At 63.9% G+C, this 16,360-nt stretch carries 11 protein-coding genes; 4 read left to right on the top strand and 7 right to left on the bottom strand.

The features are described from left to right. Positions 1-79: 79 nt before the first annotated feature. Both ACIQLI_RS04055 and ACIQLI_RS04050 read right to left on the bottom strand, forming a co-directional pair. Positions 80-1,441 (bottom strand): GAF domain-containing protein, encoded by a 1,362-nt coding sequence (locus ACIQLI_RS04055; protein WP_400385308.1) that lies wholly within the window; start codon positions 1,439-1,441, stop codon positions 80-82. Between the two features lie 89 nt (positions 1,442-1,530). Continuing rightward, positions 1,531-2,979, bottom strand: a complete 1,449-nt coding sequence (locus tag ACIQLI_RS04050) for an FAD-dependent oxidoreductase (protein WP_400385305.1) — start codon at positions 2,977-2,979, stop codon at positions 1,531-1,533. A 117-nt stretch (positions 2,980-3,096) separates the two neighbouring features. Between ACIQLI_RS04050 and rarD the strand changes: the two genes are divergently transcribed. Continuing rightward, positions 3,097-4,185 carry an EamA family transporter RarD gene (rarD, locus tag ACIQLI_RS04045; RefSeq protein WP_400385302.1) on the top strand — a complete coding sequence of 363 codons (1,089 nt, stop codon included), beginning with the start codon at positions 3,097-3,099 and terminating at the stop codon, positions 4,183-4,185. A gap of 95 nt (positions 4,186-4,280) precedes the next feature. Here rarD and ACIQLI_RS04040 read toward each other — a convergent pair whose 3' ends face one another. From ACIQLI_RS04040 to ACIQLI_RS04020, 5 genes are read right to left on the bottom strand one after another with little or no spacing between them, the layout of a single operon-like run. After that, the gene (locus ACIQLI_RS04040; RefSeq protein WP_400385299.1) at positions 4,281-5,606 is read right to left on the bottom strand and encodes an alpha-L-fucosidase; all 1,326 of its coding nucleotides are present in this window, start codon (positions 5,604-5,606) and stop codon (positions 4,281-4,283) included. Positions 5,607-5,656: 50 nt separating this feature from the next. Beyond that, a complete protein-coding gene (locus tag ACIQLI_RS04035; RefSeq protein ID WP_400385296.1) occupies positions 5,657-7,621 on the bottom strand; it encodes a DUF2264 domain-containing protein in 1,965 nt (654 codons plus the stop codon). Between the two features lie 41 nt (positions 7,622-7,662). Beyond that, complete coding sequence (locus tag ACIQLI_RS04030; RefSeq protein ID WP_400385293.1) at positions 7,663-9,312, bottom strand: extracellular solute-binding protein; 1,650 nt, start codon at positions 9,310-9,312, stop codon at positions 7,663-7,665. A 25-nt stretch (positions 9,313-9,337) separates the two neighbouring features. Beyond that, complete coding sequence (locus ACIQLI_RS04025; RefSeq protein ID WP_400385290.1) at positions 9,338-10,294, bottom strand: carbohydrate ABC transporter permease; 957 nt, start codon at positions 10,292-10,294, stop codon at positions 9,338-9,340. After that, a complete protein-coding gene (locus ACIQLI_RS04020; protein WP_310206320.1) occupies positions 10,278-11,318 on the bottom strand; it encodes an ABC transporter permease subunit in 1,041 nt (346 codons plus the stop codon). The genes ACIQLI_RS04025 and ACIQLI_RS04020 overlap by 17 nt, the downstream gene beginning before the upstream one ends. A 254-nt stretch (positions 11,319-11,572) precedes the next feature. On the opposite strand from ACIQLI_RS04020, the gene ACIQLI_RS04015 reads away from it, so the two are divergent. From ACIQLI_RS04015 to ACIQLI_RS04005, 3 genes are all read left to right on the top strand, one after another. Continuing rightward, positions 11,573-12,598, top strand: coding sequence for a hydroxyacid dehydrogenase (locus ACIQLI_RS04015; protein ID WP_400385287.1), 1,026 nt, complete (start codon positions 11,573-11,575; stop codon positions 12,596-12,598). Continuing rightward, a complete protein-coding gene (locus ACIQLI_RS04010; RefSeq protein ID WP_400385284.1) occupies positions 12,598-13,692 on the top strand; it encodes a substrate-binding domain-containing protein in 1,095 nt (364 codons plus the stop codon). The genes ACIQLI_RS04015 and ACIQLI_RS04010 overlap by 1 nt, the downstream gene beginning before the upstream one ends. A gap of 210 nt (positions 13,693-13,902) precedes the next feature. Further along, positions 13,903-16,344 carry a polysaccharide lyase 8 family protein gene (locus ACIQLI_RS04005; RefSeq protein WP_400385281.1) on the top strand — a complete coding sequence of 814 codons (2,442 nt, stop codon included), beginning with the start codon at positions 13,903-13,905 and terminating at the stop codon, positions 16,342-16,344. The last annotated feature ends 16 nt before the right edge of the window (positions 16,345-16,360 follow it).

The following is a 16,360-nucleotide window of genomic DNA, read 5'->3' as shown; positions in this document are numbered from 1 at the left end:
CGAATCGCGGTGGCTGTCGCCATTGATCCGAGCCTAGGAGCGGGGAGGTTGCAGCTACGTTGCAACCATGTGAGTCAGCTCACGCGGTGAGTTCGGTGTCGATCCGTTCAAGATCGGCCACGACGGCGGCCCGCTTGGGTGAGCGGGGCGGCAGCAGCTTCAGGACGGCAAGGCGGAGGTCGACGTCGTACTTCGCCTCCGGCAGCTCCGCGTACTTGAGGAGGGAGTCAACGCTGCCGTCGCTAAGCAGCGCCTCGCGCAGCAGGTGCGAGACCCTTTCACGCAATTGCACGACGCCGGGCGCCTCCGAGCGTGGCAGGACCGCACCTTTGTAGATTTCCAGGGCGATGCGGTGGGCGCCTCGTTGCAGGCAGTTAAGGACCTGGCCGGAGTCGGGAAGCAACTCGACGGGCAAACGATACGGCCGGGACTGGGGAACCGCGTCCGGGCTGAGCTCCTGGATCACCTTGCGGAGGCGCACCATCTCTGCCCGCAACGTGGCCGAGTAGCCGTCTCCGGGGTACAACTGGGCACAGAGGTCGTCAGCGCTGAGCCCATCGGGGTGGCTGCTCAGGATCGCCAGGATTTCGCTGTGCCGTGCGGACAGGGACACCGTCCTGCCGTCAATGCTGAGCAGGGACTGGTCCCGGCCCAACAATTGCAGGCTGTTGCGATACAAGGCGTGGCTGGAAGTGGCAGCCGCGCTCCGGCGTCGAGGTCTGTCTTTAACGGCGGCGGCCAGAGTGAGTCTTTCAATGCGCAGCTGGGCTTGGGCGGCGGCCACTGTTGCCTCCACCAGGGAGAGCGTGTGCGCGGCCACTGCGGTTTCGGTGCCGGTGATGTCCACGACACCCAGCACCGCCCCGGAGTCGGGGTCATGGAAGGGAACCGCTGTGCAACTCCAGGGGTGGACGGAGCGTTTGAAGTGTTCGGCACCGGAGATCTGGATGCTGCGGTCCAGTGCGAGTGCCGTGCCGGGTGCGCTGGTGCCCACGGAAGCTTCGGACCAGTCGGCGCCGGCCACGAACATCATGCTTTCAGCGCGGCGCTGCATCACCGGGTCGCCATCCACCCACAGGAGCCGGCCGACGTCGTCGCCCACGGCCACCAACAGGCCGCTGTCATGGCTCGGTTGGACCAGCAACTTCCTGATCACGGGCATGATGGTGGCCAGCGGATGCTGCCGGCGGTATTCCTCCAGCTCGTCCTGGTCCATCGCGAGCGGAGCCTCGGCGACGTCGGGATTGGCTTGCAGGCTGGCCGAACGCTGCCAGGACTCGCGCACCAAGCGGCGGAGCCCCACGATGTCCTGGGTGGTTCCCGTGGTTCCGGTGGTTCCGGGACGGAGGGAGTCCAAGCGCTCGTGGCCCATCAGGGCACGCTTTTGCACCAGCGCCGCGGCCTCGCTGCCTGGAACAGGCGGATGGATTGGATTCCTCATCGAACTCCCTGATAGTCCGCATCAACAGTGCTCTGCACGTGTGGTGGGCGGGACAGTACGGTGAAGTCTAGTTCGGGGAAGGGAGAATGTCAGCCGCGGGAGATCCGGATCATTTCCTCGCGCGGAACAACCTTGATGCGCTCACGGACCACACCGTCGCCTTCGCCTTCGGACCCTTGACCGGAATTCCAGGCAGCACCCAGCGCAGCCTCGTGGGCATCCAGCCGGTTCCAGCCTTCCCAGGTGGTGTACTCGATTCCGCGCTCCTCAAGGAGATCGATGATGGCCTGCGGATCCGGGTTTTCGGCCGGGGGCAGGTTGAGCCTGTCCTCGAGGAGGAAGCCAATGGTCTCCAGGGCATCACCCTTGGTGTGGCCGATCAGCCCCACCGGTCCGCGCTTGATCCAGCCCGTGGCATAGATTCCCGGCACGGGTTCGCCATCGGCACCCAGGACGCGACCGCCGTCGTTCGGTATGACGCCGCGGCGGGCATCGTACTCAAGCTCCTCCAGCGGGGAACCGTGATATCCGATGGCACGGTAGACGGACTGCACCGGGTACTCGATGAATTCGCCCGTTCCCTTGACGTTGCCCGTTCCATCCAGCTGCATGCGCTCGAATTTGATCCCCGAAACCTTGCCGGGGGTTTCCGGCGAATCAAGGATCCGCACGGGGCTGTGCAGGAAATGCAGGTGCAGGCGTCGCGAGGAAGGCTGCTCGGATTCGGCGTGCTCTTCCACCAGCCAGTTGGTCATGGTGTTGACCATGGTCTTGATCTGGTTGTTGGACTTGATGGCCTCGTCCGAGGCTTCATCAAACTCGAAGTCCTCCGGGTATAGGACAATATCCACGTCCTTGCAGTGGGACAGTTCGCGCAGTTCCAGGGGCGTGAATTTCACCTGTGCCGGGCCACGGCGCCCGAAGACATGGACATCGGTGACCGGAGACTTCTTCAGTCCTGCGTAGACGTTGTCCGGGATCTCCGTGACCAGCAATTCCTCCGGGTGCTTGACCAGCATCCGGGCGACATCCAAAGCCACGTTGCCGTTGCCGATCACCGCGATCTCTTGGGCGTCCAGTGGCCAGTCGCGGGGAACGTCCGGGTGTCCGTCGTACCAGGACACGAAGTCCGCGCCGCCGAAGGATCCCTCCAGCTCGACTCCCGGGATGTTCAGGTCCGCGTCCTTGATGGCGCCCGTGGAGAAGATCACGGCGTCATAGAAGGCCCGGAAATCGTGGAGCGACAGGTCCCTGCCGTAGGTCACGTTGCCCAGGAACCGGATATCGCCGCGGTCCAGGACCTTGTGCAAGGCGTTGACGATGCCCTTGATGCGCGGATGATCGGGGGCCACGCCGTAGCGGATCAGTCCGTATGGCGCCGGGTACGCCTCGAAGAGATCGATGCTGACCTCCACGTCGCCGCCCTTGACCTCGTTGGATTTGGTCAGGATGTCCGCGGCGTAAACACCAGCGGGACCTGCGCCGACGATCGCAACGCGAAGCGGACGTTGGGGGGTGGTTGCGGCTGAGTTGGACACCGTTAGCCCTTCCGAAGCAGTGAGCCACGCCGTTGTTGGGGCGCGCAGATTCCAATTCTAGAGGTCCACCCCATGCCCGGCCGCTTATATGGCAGGAGTCACGGAAATTCCCCAAGATTGCGGAATATTGCGTGCCTGCGTGGTGTTGGCGACAATGTGTCGACTCCGGATCAGATAGCTGCCAGCTCTCCCTCTTCAAGCCAGCCCACGACGACGACAGTCGGGGGCGGCGGGCAAAGAACCGGCGGCGTCGGCAAACCTGGCACTGGTTCCGGCAAGCCCGTGCGGAGCGAGTCGACGGCGGGCATCCTGTTCGGTATCGGGGCTTATGGCCTGTGGGGCCTTCTTCCCCTGTACTTCTTCGTTCTGATGCCGGCCAGCGCCGTGGAAATCGTGGCGAACCGGATTGTCTGGTCCCTGATCTTCTGCGCATTGCTCATCACCATCACACGGGCGTGGCGGGTTTTCGGCGCCGCGGTGAAGGATCGGACCGTGTTCGGCCCCTTGGCCCTGGCAGCCGGACTGATTGCCATCAATTGGCTCACCTACACTTTCGGGGTCACCACCGGCCACGCCGTTGAGACCTCGCTCGGTTACTTCATCAATCCGCTGGTTTCGGTCCTCCTGGGCGTCTTCGTCCTGAAGGAAAAGCTGCGTCCCCTGCAGTGGGCCGCGGTGGGCATCGGCTTCGTCGCGGTGGGGGTCCTGACCTTCTCCTACGGCCAACTCCCGTGGATCGCCCTGATCCTGGCCTTCAGCTTCGGCCTCTACGGCTTCGTGAAGAAGCGTGTGGGACCCAAAGTGGACGCCCTCACGAGCCTGAGCGTTGAGACCGTAGTACTGGCTCCGTTTGCCGCGATCACCATGGTGGTCCTTGGCGTGACGGGCGTTCAAACGCTCACCACACTGGGCGCGGGGCACTTCTGGTTGCTGGTGGCCTCGGGTGTCATCACTGCGGTGCCCTTGCTGTTCTTCGGTGCCTCAGCCCGCCGCTTGCCGATGACCACCATCGGCCTGCTGCAGTACTTCGCACCGGTCCTCCAGTTCGTCGTGGCACTGACGGTGTTCAACGAGACAATGACCACGGCCCGCTGGATCGGCTTCTGCGTGGTGTGGCTGGCCCTGATCCTGCTGACCATCGACATGCTGCGGACTGCGCGGAAGAACTCCGTGCTGAAGAAGAAGGCCCGGCTGGCTGCCGCGTAGGTGCGAGTAAACTCCGCCAAATCGCGGGAAGCCTGCCAACTCGTCGGAAGTTTCCCGGCGAGCTGGCACGGTTCCAGCGAACTCGTCGCGATGCCCTAGTCCAGCACGTCCGGGTTGGGTTCCTTTTCGCCCGCGACCCCGTCGATTGCCGTGGTTTCCAACGCGAACACAGTCGGCCCAGCAGCCGCATCAGCCTCAAGGTCCACCTCGAACAACGAGTCCGCCAGCCGTTTGAACGAGTATCTCCCCGAGTCCACGATGCCCTTGCCCAGCGATCGAACTTCGGCGAGCGCGAGCCCGGCCGGCAGCTGCAGCCTGATTCGACCGGACGCCGGCGAACGGGTCACCACGGCGAACACCTGCCCCGTGCCGACATCCCGTGTGAAGTACCCCCACCCCGGGTAGTCCCATCCCTCGGCGAAACCACATCCGTAAATCGCTTCCCCGTTGGCCGCCAGCCACTCCCCCACGCTGCGGGCGATTCCAACCTCTGCCGGGGCCATGGAACCATCACCGCGGGGACCGAAATTCAACAGGAAGTTGCCGCCAAGGGACGTGCAGTGGGCGATCATGTCCACCAGATCCCAGGGGTGCTTGAGCGTCGACTGCGCCCACGGCCCCTGGTGGTAACCCCAGCTTGCCTGCGGGATGGTCATGCAGGCTTCCCAGTCCCGGGTGGCCACGGTGGCGTTCCATGGCTCGGGCAGCCTGCGCTCATAGCCGCTTTCGTAATCGCCCATGAGGACCCCGTTGCTGTCCACGTGCCTGGCGCCGAAGTCGTCCGCCCGCAAGCGACTGTTGACCACCACCCCGGGAATCCGTTCCTTCAGCATCCGCTCAACTTCCCAGGTCCACCACCCGTTGGCCTTGACGGATTCGTCCCAGGTGCCGTCGAACCAGAAGCCCTTGACGCTGGGATACCGTTCGGCCAGTTCCTCCAACTGCTTCCTTGCGAACTCCAGGTAGCGTGCGAAAGCGGCGTGGTCGCCGTCGTCCTCCAAGTTGAAGCGCCAGTCCGGGTGCCGCCAATCGAGCACTGAGTAGTAGAAGTTGACGTCAATGCCCCGCGCTTCGTACGCCTCGATAAGCTCGGCCAGGACATCGCGACCCGACGGCGTGTTGCCCACATGGAAGTCCGTGTGGGCGCTCGGCCAGAGGCAGAAGCCATCGTGGTGCTTGGTGGTGATGGTCATGTACCGCGCGCCCAAAGCCACCGCCGTATCCGCCCATTGTCCGGCGTCGAAATCGGCCAGCGTGAAGTCGTTGGCCAGCGCTTCCCACCGCCGCTGCGGAATCCTGGCCACGCGCGGCAGGAACTCAGCAGCGAACTCCACGTCCTTGCCCTCCCACCGGCCTGCGGGAAGGGCGTAAAGGCCCCAGTGGATGAACTGACCCACCCGGTGGCTGCGGAAACGCTGCATGGCCGCATCCTGACGAGGTTCCTCCCGGGAAGCCCCGTACTTGAGCCCGATCACTTTCCCACCTGCCCATCCCACGGCACGAACGTCCGCAGATCAAAAGACTGCGAAGCGCCGCTTGCCCACGTGACGGCTACTTCCGTACCGGAAACCACGACGGCGGCGGCCGCCTTGAGCGTTTCGGGCACCGGAGCCGTGCCCCGGGTCAGTGTGTGGAGGGCTATATGGACAGTCTCCTCAGCCGGTCGCTGCGCGCTCAGGCTTGGGACGGCAGAATGCCCGCCCATGGCGTTGGCACCGTCATACCGCGTGGTCTTTGGCTCCTCCCAGCCGTGCACGGCAGTCACTGCGGCGAAGACATCGCCGTTGCCGGCCCACGCTGCACTGTCGGTTTGTCCAACCTCCACCGGTGCAGCGCCGGCCACAGCATGGCCACCCTCACGCACCGAGTACCCCATCGGCCCCCGGACCAAGTGGCAGCGCAGCTCGTGGATGCCGTCAACAACGGAAACGGTAGTAACTGCCGTGCCAGGCAGGGCCTTCCCGTAGAGCTGTGGAATGTGCACGGACCCGCTGACGAGTCCGTCCGTGCGGGTGGCACGGAGGGCACACCGCCGGCTCGCCGCGCCGTCGGACCCCAACAACGCAAGGTGGCCGTCAATATTGTCCTCCCACGCAGGCCCAGTACCCGGAGCCGTGTGCGTGGAGTAGGAGAACTTGGCGTAATGGGGGTCGTCCGGGTCCGAGCCGCCACCGACGGGCAAGCCGCAGTGATCGCTGCCATGGTTGGTGAGTCTGACCAAGCCGCCCTGTGTGTTCAACGTCCAACCGGCATCCGGCAAAACCCGCACCAGGGCTGGCCCATCCGTGGGCTGGGGCTCCTCCACGTCCTGCCAAACCCTGTGCTCCGCGGGCAAGGCCAAACCAAGGAATCCGATCCCCGCCAGATACGGGGAACCGAACCCGCTGTAGGCCTGGCAGGACCCCGGGTGTTCGTCATACCACCCCAGGTTCGGCGGACCATCGACACCAACACCCTTCGCGGTGAAATTCGCCAACACCCCGGAGGCGAGCCGGCGCGTAGCCCCCGGGGACAGCGGGTTCACTCCCGAGATCTCTGCACACCACAGGGCAGCCAGGACCGCAGTGCGGTACGCCAAGGATCGCCCGACGTGCAGCACTGCGCCATCGTTGGCGAACATCAAGCTCTGCGTGCCCACAAACTCGCGCAAACGTTCCAGATGACGACGCCCCTCAGGGGTGTCCTCCTGGCCCGTCATCGTGTACCACGCCCACAAGTAGGGGTGGATGGCCCACGCGTTGTAGTAATCGATGGCATGCTCCGGCCCATCGGTGTACCAGCCGTCGCCCAGGTACCAGGACTCCACCCGCGCCACATTCCGGGCACCCGTGCAGCCCGACACGTCCTCGCTCACCGACCGCAGGAACCCCTCCGCCATGGCGGGGAAAAGCTGCCAGTTGTTACCCCATACCTCCAGCCGCGCATGGTGCCGCAACCAGTCGGCAACCTGCTTCTTCTCCCCGGCAGCCAACGGTTCCCACAGCCACTCCCGCGCAATGTGGAGCGAGAAGGCGACGTTCGCGGCCTCGACGATCGAGTTGGTCACGCCCACCAACGGAGACTTGCAGGTGACTCCCAAAGGCCAGCGCTCCGCACCCTCAGGATCTGTCCCCGCGAGCAGCGACTGCCGATACCAAGCAGCCAAACCGAGCCGGTCCCCGCCCTGGGAGCCGGCGATACGCGGCGCAGCCATCAATAGGCTCCGGCAGACAGTCTCCATGCCCTCCCGGCGCTCGCCGTCGCGGGTGACCGGACCGGGAAGGCGTGGGCTGGCCTTGAGCGGACTGGAGTAATCACGGATATGTTCCAGCCAGTGGTCGGCCGTAGCCTCCCAATGGCTGCGGGTCCAGCCGGTAACGGGAGACTGGTCGGCGTCGGGCTCCGGAAGCCAGGACAGCTTGGCCAGCTCGGACAACTTGGGCAGGGACTGTGTCACGGTGTTGATCCTTGGGTTGAGGCAGGCTGTGCGTGGTCGGGTTACTTGGCCAGCGCCGATTCGTATTCGCCGCGGATGGTGTCGCCGCCATTCTTCTTCCAGTCCGCCACGGCGCTCTTGAGTGCGTCCACGGTGCCACGGCCGGCGATAACTGCCGTGGCGGCGTCGGATACTGGCTGGCCCAACTTTGCACCCTTGCTGGCATTCGTGGGGCTGAACAGGGTGCCGCAAGGATCTTCAACTCCCAGCGGGATGAGCTTTGAGTAGGCGTTGTGCATGACGTCCACAATGTCCTTGTTGCTGGGGTCGTACACCACTTGCTGCGGTGCGGCGAGGTACTTCCAGGGCACCGCGTTGTCCAGCAGGGCACGCTCGGTGACCACCGGGTTGCCGTTGGAATCCAACGTATAGTCCGCGCCCTCGGCACCGTAGTTGAGCAGCAAGTACTCTTCGCTGCCGAACGGAGCCGCCAGGAAGTTGGCCACCGCCAGGACTTCCTTGAGCTTGGCCTCGTCCGCTTTCTTCAGCATGACGGTGGCGAAGGTGATGTTGTCCAGCCAGGTCTGTGCCTTACCTCCATCGTGGCCCACGGGGATGAACGGGACTGCTTTGTTGTCCTTGTTCGCGGCGGGGATGCTGCGGCCGTAGCCGGTGGGACCTATGTAGGCAGGAAGTCCGTCATAGATCATGGCCACCTTGCCCGAAATGAAGGAGTTCACCATCTGCGACTTGGTCCACCCCTCGGAACCCGGCACGTACAGGCCGTCCTTGTAGAGCTTGGCTGCGAACTCGATAGCGGCCAGGTATTCGTCCGTCTCGAACGCCCTGGTGAGTTTGCCGCCGTCGTTCTTCCAGACGTTCGGCGTGCGGAACATGTGGTGCAGCATCGTGAGCCCAAACTTGGTGCTCCCAAGCGCCCACTGGTTCTTGGACGGGTTGGTCAGTTCCTTGGCCACCTGGTAGAAATCGTCCTTGTCCTTGATGTCCTCGGTGGATTTGATGCCCACGTTCTCCAACAGGGTCTGGTTCACAAATCCCGAACCACCGGTCAGGTTGCGCGGAATGGGCAGCGAATAGAGCTTGCCGGCCTGCACCGTCTGCTTCCAGAAGACTTCCGGGATGGCGGCCAGGTTGGGGTAGTCCTTGATCTTGTCCCCGCCCAGCAACGGCGTGAGGTCCGCGCACTTGGCCTGCAGGAACTCCACGATGTTGGGCACGGCGGCGCCGTCATTGAGCATGAGGTCCGGCAGTTCGCCACCCGCGATGATGGTGTTGAACTTGGTGGCGTAGTCGTCAGAAGAGACCGAGGTGATGTCCACCTGCCCGCCCAAGCGGGCTTCGATGGCCTGCCACGCCGGGTTGTCTGCCCGGGCATTGGGCGCGGTGCCAAAGAGGTTGGTGATGGCGGTGAGCTTGCCGCCCTTGAGCGGTGCGCTCTCCACACTTCGGAACGGCGCAGGGTACTTGTAGAAGGCCGAGGGCACGCCCTCCGCTGTGCCGGGGATGTCCGCTGCGGCCGCTTTGAGGGGCATGTGCGTGGGCAGCAACGCTTCGCTGGCGTTTGAGGCGACGCTGGTGGTGCGTTGGCCGCAACCAACCAACGCTCCGCCGCTGAACAATGCCAGGGCGCCGATGCCCGTGACGGAAAGGAAGTTCCGGCGGCTGGGGCCGGAAGTCGGGACTGCATTCATAGGATTCCCTTTCAACATGGTTTGACTAGCCTTTGATGGCGCCGGTGAGGACGCCCTTGGTGAAGTACCGCTGCAGGAACGGGAAGACGATCACGATGGGGATCAGTGAAATCACGACGACGGCCATCTGGATCGCTTGCGACGGCACCGCGATCTCGGCTACTGCGGAGTCACCCATGGGCTGGCCGAGCAGCACGTACTGGCGCAGGATCATGGACAGCGGCCACTTGTCGTCGTTCAGGTAGAGCATCGCGTTGAAGAACGCGTTCCAGTAGCCCACCGCGTAGAACAGACCGACGACGGCCAGCACGCCCCGCGACAACGGCAGCACCATCTGGACCAGGATGCGGAAGTCGCCGGCGCCGTCGATCTTTGCGGCCTCGAACAGTTCCTGCGGCAGGTTCATGAAGAACGACCGGACCACCACCAGGTTGAACGCGCTCATCAAGGTGGGCAGGACCAGGGCCGCGTAGTTGTCCAGCAGGCCGAGTTCCTTGACCATGAGGAAACTGGGGATGATGCCCGGGCTGAAGAGCATGGTGAACAGTGCGGTCATCAGGAAGAAGCGGCCACCCACGAGGTCCCGGCGGGTGAGACCGTAGGCCATCGCCACCGTGACCACCAGGGACAGGGCTGTGCCCACGGTGGTGATGACGAGGGAACGTATCAGCGCATCAGTGACTACTCCGCCGGCGAAGATGGTCTGGTACGCGGCGAACGTTGGTTCTTTGGGGAACAGCACCAGGCCGTTGTTGTTCGCGATCTCGCTCTGGCTCGAAAGGCTTGTCGCCAGGACGGCGAGCAAGGGGTAGAGCGCCAGGAAACAGATGACCACCAGGGCGATGGCCTTGGACACCTGCACGGCCGGCTTGGGTTTTTCCATCCAGATGGGGCGGGTGTCCCTGGTCTTCGGGCGGTTGCCGGGGCGGTTCTTCGGGCCGTGGCCAGGGACGGCCGCCAGCGTGCTACTTGGATTTGCCATTGGAATAGACACCTTCCTGTCCGAAGAAATGCGCGAGTTTGTTGGCGCCGAGCACCAGGAACAGCCCCACTATCCCCTTGACGAGCCCCACGGCCGCCGCTGGACCCCACTGGCCGTCCTGGATGCCATGGAAGTAGACGTACGTATCCAGCACTTCGCCGGCACCGGGTCCGACGTTGTCGCGCTGCAGGACGATTTGCTCGAAACCGACAGACAGGATGCTGCCCAGGTTGAGGATGAGCAACAGGACAATCACGGGCATGATCCCCGGGAGGGTGATGTGCCAGAGCCGGTGCCGGGCGTTTGCCCCATCCACCGCCGCGGCCTCGTACAGTTCCTGGTCCACGTTCATGAGGGCTGCCAGGAAGATGATGGTGCCCCAGCCGGCGTCCTTCCAGATGGATTGGATGGTGACCAGGAACGGGAAGAACTCCGGGGTGGTCATGGCATCAAAACGTGGCAGGCCGAGGTTTTCCAGCAGATGCGGAACGGCTCCTGTGGCGCCGAGGACCTCGGAAAAGACCGCCACGATGATGACCCATCCGATGAAGTGCGGGAGGTAAACCACGCTCTGCACGAATTTCCGGATCTTGTTGGACACGATGCTGTTGAGCAGGAGCGCCAGGCAGATGGGCACCGGGAAGAAGAGGGCCAGCTGAAGACCCGTGATCACCAGCGTGTTGCGGAGTGCCTCCCAGAAAGCGCCGTCCTGGAACATGGCGGCGAAGTTGTCCAACCCCACCCAGACGCTGTCCATGAAGCCGAGGTAGGGCTTGTAGTCGAGGAACGCGATGACATTTCCCGCGAGCGGTACGTAGTGGAACACCACAAAGTACAGGAAGCCCGGGGCGATCAGCAGCAACATCACTTTGTCGCGTCGGATCCGCGCCATCAGGCTCTTCCTGCGGTCCTGCCCTGCCGACGCCGCCGGCGGACGACCACGACGGCGACCTTCCGCCACCGTCGCCGGCCCGCCGACGTCGGGCGTCGCCTGGGGCGTGAGTGTTTGGCTGTTGCTGCTCATGTATTTCCTCTGTCTGCGCCGTAGGGCGGATGTGGAGTGGCCCGGCGCCTGGGTGCGCTCAGTGGCTTGAAATAGTAAGCGTTTACTATGAGGAAGAAGCTACCCAGCCGAAGGGTGTGATGTCAATAACATGCACAGAACCTTACATTCATTGATTCTTCTGGGATTGACACAGTTTCAAGCGCCAGCCTAGTCTGACTGCAAATAGCAAGCGCTTTCTATAAATTTTCCTCAAAGAACCGGACGGAACTGCAGTGACCACCAATCCCCACCAAGCCGGCACCATCAAGGCTGCGTTCGTGATGGGCCGCAACAACCTGCCCACACTGTTCAGCTCCGAGGACCTGGCCCGGCTCCGTGGAATGGTCACCCTTGTGGACTCCGAGCCGGTTTCCGACTTCACTGCCCCGGGCGCTTTGGAGCTGCTGGCTGACGCTGAGCTGCTGATCACGGGGTGGGGCGCACCCACCGTCGATGCCTTCGTACTGGACCACCTGCCGGGACTGCGCTGCATCGTCCACGCCGCAGGCACGGTCAAGACGTTCCTGTCGCCCGAGGTCTATGCCCGCGGGATCGAGGTTTCATCCTCGGCTGCAGCCAACGCTGTGCCGGTAGCCGAGTTCACGTTCGCCGCGGTCGTCATGGGACTCAAGCGGGCGCGGCGGTTCAGTGAACAATTGCGCACCACGGGGGCCTCGCGTAACGCGTCCGGCTTCCCCACTATCGGAACCAACGGTGTGACCATCGGCCTGGTGGGCGCCTCGCGCGTCGGCCGCCTGGTGATCGGTCTGCTTAAGAACCTCGACGCGCGGGTGCTGGTCTACGATCCCTACCTCACCGCCGTCGAGGCCTCAGTTTTGGGCGTGGAAACCGTGGGACTGGACCAGCTGTGTGCTTTGTCCGACGTCGTGAGCGTCCACGCCCCCGACATCGCAGAAACACGAGGCATCATCGGCGGGCGGCAACTTGGCCTCATGAAGGACGGAACCCTGGTCATCAATACGGCCCGCGGTGCGCTCATCGACGCCGCAGCACTCACCGCCGAACTCATTTCCGGACGGCTCGACGCGTATCTTGACGTCACAGATCCAGAGCCCCTCCCCGTCAGCTCCGTGCTGCACACCCTTCCCAATGTCGTGCTGACGCCGCACATTGCGGGGGCATTGGGCAACGAAGTCCACCGGTTGGGCAGCCATGCTGTGATGGAAATCCGTCGATTGAGCGAGGGCTTGCCCTTGGCTTATCCGGTATTGGCCGCGGATCTTGCGAGAATCGCCTAGTGACTGAGAAAAGCTCCCCAACAGAACCGCTCCACGCCCGCGGCGGCAGCGGCGCCACCATTGCCGACGTCGCGCAGGCGGCAGGTGTGTCGGTAGCCACCGTTTCCAGGGCCTTGAGCGGCAACTATCCGGTGGCAAAAGCCACGCGTGAGCGCATCTTCCGGTCCGTGACAGACCTCGGGTACGTGGCCAATGCCCATGCCCGTGCCTTGGCCGGCGCCACCACCAGGACCGTGGGGATCATCATCAACGATGTCGCGGACCCCTTCTTCGCCTACATAGCCCGCGGTGTGGAAAGGCAGGCGAGCGCCGAGGGTCGCATGTGCCTCATCACTGCCACGCACGGCGACAAGGAACGCGAACTCGCCCTGGTGGATCTCATGCGCGAGCAGCGCACCGATGCCGTAATCCTGGTCGGTGGCGCTTCGGACGACCCCCGTTATAGGAAGCAGATGGCAGACCGTGCACGTGCTTTGGATGCGGCCGGCTCGTCACTGGTCCTCTGCGGCAGGCCCTCACTGGGGGCGGGAGTGCCCACCAAGATGGTCACCTATGACAATGAAGGAGGCGCCTTTGCGATCACGGACTACCTGATCTCCCAGGGGCACCGCAGGATCCTCTACGTCGGGGGTCCGCGCGATTTTTCGACGACGGCGTCCCGTCTGGCCGGCTTCTACCGCGCCTTGGACGCCCGCGGGATAGAGCGGGATCCTTCGCTGGTCCACGAAGGCGCTTTTGGCCGCGGCTTTGGATACAGCCGGATGCGGGAGCTTCTGGGCCAGGACATGGACTTCACGGCAGTTTTCGGGGCTAACGACCTCGTGGCAGCCGGCATCCTCGAAGCGCTTGAGGAGCGCGGCATCCGTGTTCCGCAGGACCTCTCCGTGGTCGGTTACGACGACGTCCCGGTGGCCAGCGAGCTGCGCCCCCGCCTCACGACGGTCCGGGTTCCGCTCGAAGAACTGGGGCGCGAAGCTGTCCGTCTGGCACTGTCCCAATCACCGCACGACGCCGGTGCCTCCTCCGACAACACCCTCACCGTCGGTACACACATCGTCATCCGGGACTCGGTGTCACCTCCCAGGAAGCTCTGAGCAGTTCTGTTCATTTCTGTTGAGGAGCCCGGGAACCGGACATAAGGTTGCGGAAACTTTCGCCACCCGCATCCACCATCCAATCCCGCCCGCAACGCCCGCCGCCCAAGCGTCTTGCATTGGTTGCTGATCCCAGCGCTGGGAGCGACCACTACTGCCAGCCATTGGGGTGGCCGGGCGAGACGGTCAACAATTATGAACGGAGCAGTCATGAACTTCGCTGGAACCTCCATGAGCCGCCGGACCCTTTTCCGAACCGCCGGTGCAGCCGCCCTCGCGGGTGCTCTACTTTCCCATGCCGGACCATCTTTTGCGATCTCCGATGCAGGGTTGCAGGAGCTCATCAATCGCAGGCGGCTGGTGCTTACTGGCGGCCGGAGCGCCGCGGACATTCCGGAACTTGCCGCGCAACTGGAGGGAATGGGCAAAACCGCCGAAAAATGGTGGACGTCCATGGACAAAACCACTGCACGGACCTCGCTGTGGAACGACATTCCGCTGACGGGCATCGGACAGTCCGCAGCAGCCACCGGCAACATGGGGCTGCACTTCAACCGGCTCTACGACATGGCGCTTGGATACGCGGTCCCGGGCAATCCCTACGCAGGGAACCCTGAGCTGGCCGCTGACATTGTGGCTGGACTCAAGCTGCTCAGTGACACGGCGTACAAACCGTCAACCAAGGCAGCGGGCAACTGGTGGTTCTGGGAGATCGGTGTCCCCCGAAAGACCGTGGACATCCTGACGCTCCTTTACGCCGAAGTTCCCGAAGCCCTGCGGACTTCCTTGTTGGCAGCCGTCCGCTGGTTTACGCCCAACCCGAATTGGCGCGGCCGTGCTACATCCCTGGCGGAGACCGGGGCCAACCGCGTGGACAAGTCGCTGGCCTGCTGCATGCGGGGCATCTTGGACAACAAACCCGACGAAATCGCCCTGGGCAGGGACGCTTTGAGCGACACCGTCCGCGGCGGAATCAACAGCGTCTTCACCTACGTCACCAGCGGAGACGGCTTCTACGCCGATGGCTCCTATGTTCAGCACTCTTACCTGCCGTACGCTGGAACCTACGGCGTGGTGGCCCTGGCCGGGATCGCCGAGATCATCGCGATGCTCGGAGGCAGCACCTGGGCAGTCAATGACCCCAAGCGCACTGTGCTTCTCGACGCCGTGGAAGACACCTACGCCCCGTTCGTCTGGGACGGACGCATCATGGACACCATCCGTGGGCGTGCGGTCTCCCGTCAGCGCGAACCCGACTACGTCAGCGGCTTCGGACTCATCTCCGCGGTCCTTTTGCTGGCGCCTGGCTGCGACGAGCCCTACCGTTCACGATTCCTGGCTCTGGCCAAGGGCTGGTTGGAACGCTGCGCGGACCAGAAACTCGTGGGGCACCCAACGCAGAGCCTGGCAAAGTCCTTGCTCTCGCTCGGTGTCTTGTCCGATGCCTCCGTGGTTGCCGCACCCGCACCCGTTTACAGCCGTATGTTCGCCGACCAGGACAGGCTGGTCCACCACCGCCCGGACTGGGGCTGCACAGTGAACCTCTCATCCAAGCGAATCGGCCGCTACGAGTGGGGCAACAGCGAGAACAACCTCGGCTGGTACCAGGGTGATGGCATGACCTTCCTGTACACGCGAACCGATCCGTCCCAGTTCAGCGCTGACTTCTGGCCCACCGTGGATCCTTATGCACTGCCTGGCACTACCGTGAATGACCAGGTACGTGCCAGCGGTGCAGGAGCTGCCGGCACCGGAATCCCCCGCGCGTTCCAGGCCTTCGCCGGCGGCCTCACGGTGGACGGCAGGTGGGGTGTGATCGGCATGGACCATCTCAACCACAACAAGACCCTGTCCGGCCGGAAATCCTGGTTCTTCCTGGACGACGCCGTGGTCTGCCTCGGCGCGGGCATCACCGGCACGGGAGGCACGGCAGTCATGACCACTGTGGAGAACAGGTCCTTCGCCGCAGGTTCAGTGCCTGCTGTGCGGACCGATTCCCGGAACCGTAGGATGGCCGCCGGCGATGCACCCGTGGTTTTGAAGCGATCCGTCCACATTGAAGGCCACGGCGGCTACGTGTTCCTCGAAGCCCCGGGACTCTCCGGCGCTGCTGACGTTGCCGTGGTCAGCAGGACGGGAAGCTGGTTCGACGTCAATTCAGGAGCAGACACCGGTGGCACTACGGATCCCGTCACCCGGGACTATGTGACCATCACTCATCGCCATGGCAAAGACCCGGTGGCATCCGGCTACGCCTACATGGTCCTGCCGGCTGCGGGCCACTCCACCACGTTCTCCCAGTCCGCCAACCCCGACGTGAAGGTCCTGGCCAACTCTGCCGAGGTCCAAATGATGGAGGTGGCCAAGGACAAGCTGGTCATGGCCAACTTCTTCGCGGCAGGCTCCGCCGGCGGATACACGGCGTCAGGACCGTGCACGGTGGCCGCGATGCAGTCCGGGGACAAACTCACGTTGTCCGTGGCGGACCCGTCACGGACGCAATCCTCTGTGCGGGTCACCCTCGATGACCCTGTGTGGAGCAAGCTGGTGGATTCCGATGCCGGGGTATCACTGGTGGGCCACAATCCGTCGGTCATCGAAGTCCAGCTCGACGGACACGGCCACCAGAAGAACCTGACGCTGGGCACCTAGCCGCGTACCGCCGTCG

It is taken from the genome of Paenarthrobacter sp. NPDC091669, from assembly GCF_044756725.1.
GTDB lineage: Bacteria > Actinomycetota > Actinomycetes > Actinomycetales > Micrococcaceae > Arthrobacter > Arthrobacter bambusae_C.
Note: the sequence above shows the minus strand (reverse complement) of the source record. Positions and strands in the feature narration are given on the sequence as shown.

Coding starts and splice junctions, on each gene's coding strand:
- ACIQLI_RS04055 (WP_400385308.1), bottom strand. CDS start 1,441: ATGAGGAATCCAATCCATCCGCCTGTTCCAGGCAGCGAGGCCGCGGCG.
- ACIQLI_RS04040 (WP_400385299.1), bottom strand. CDS start 5,606: ATGCAGCGTTTCCGCAGCCACCGGGTGGGTCAGTTCATCCACTGGGGC.
- ACIQLI_RS04030 (WP_400385293.1), bottom strand. CDS start 9,312: ATGAATGCAGTCCCGACTTCCGGCCCCAGCCGCCGGAACTTCCTTTCC.
- ACIQLI_RS04025 (WP_400385290.1), bottom strand. CDS start 10,294: ATGGCAAATCCAAGTAGCACGCTGGCGGCCGTCCCTGGCCACGGCCCG.
- ACIQLI_RS04020 (WP_310206320.1), bottom strand. CDS start 11,318: ATGAGCAGCAACAGCCAAACACTCACGCCCCAGGCGACGCCCGACGTC.
- ACIQLI_RS04005 (WP_400385281.1), top strand. CDS start 13,903: ATGAACTTCGCTGGAACCTCCATGAGCCGCCGGACCCTTTTCCGAACC.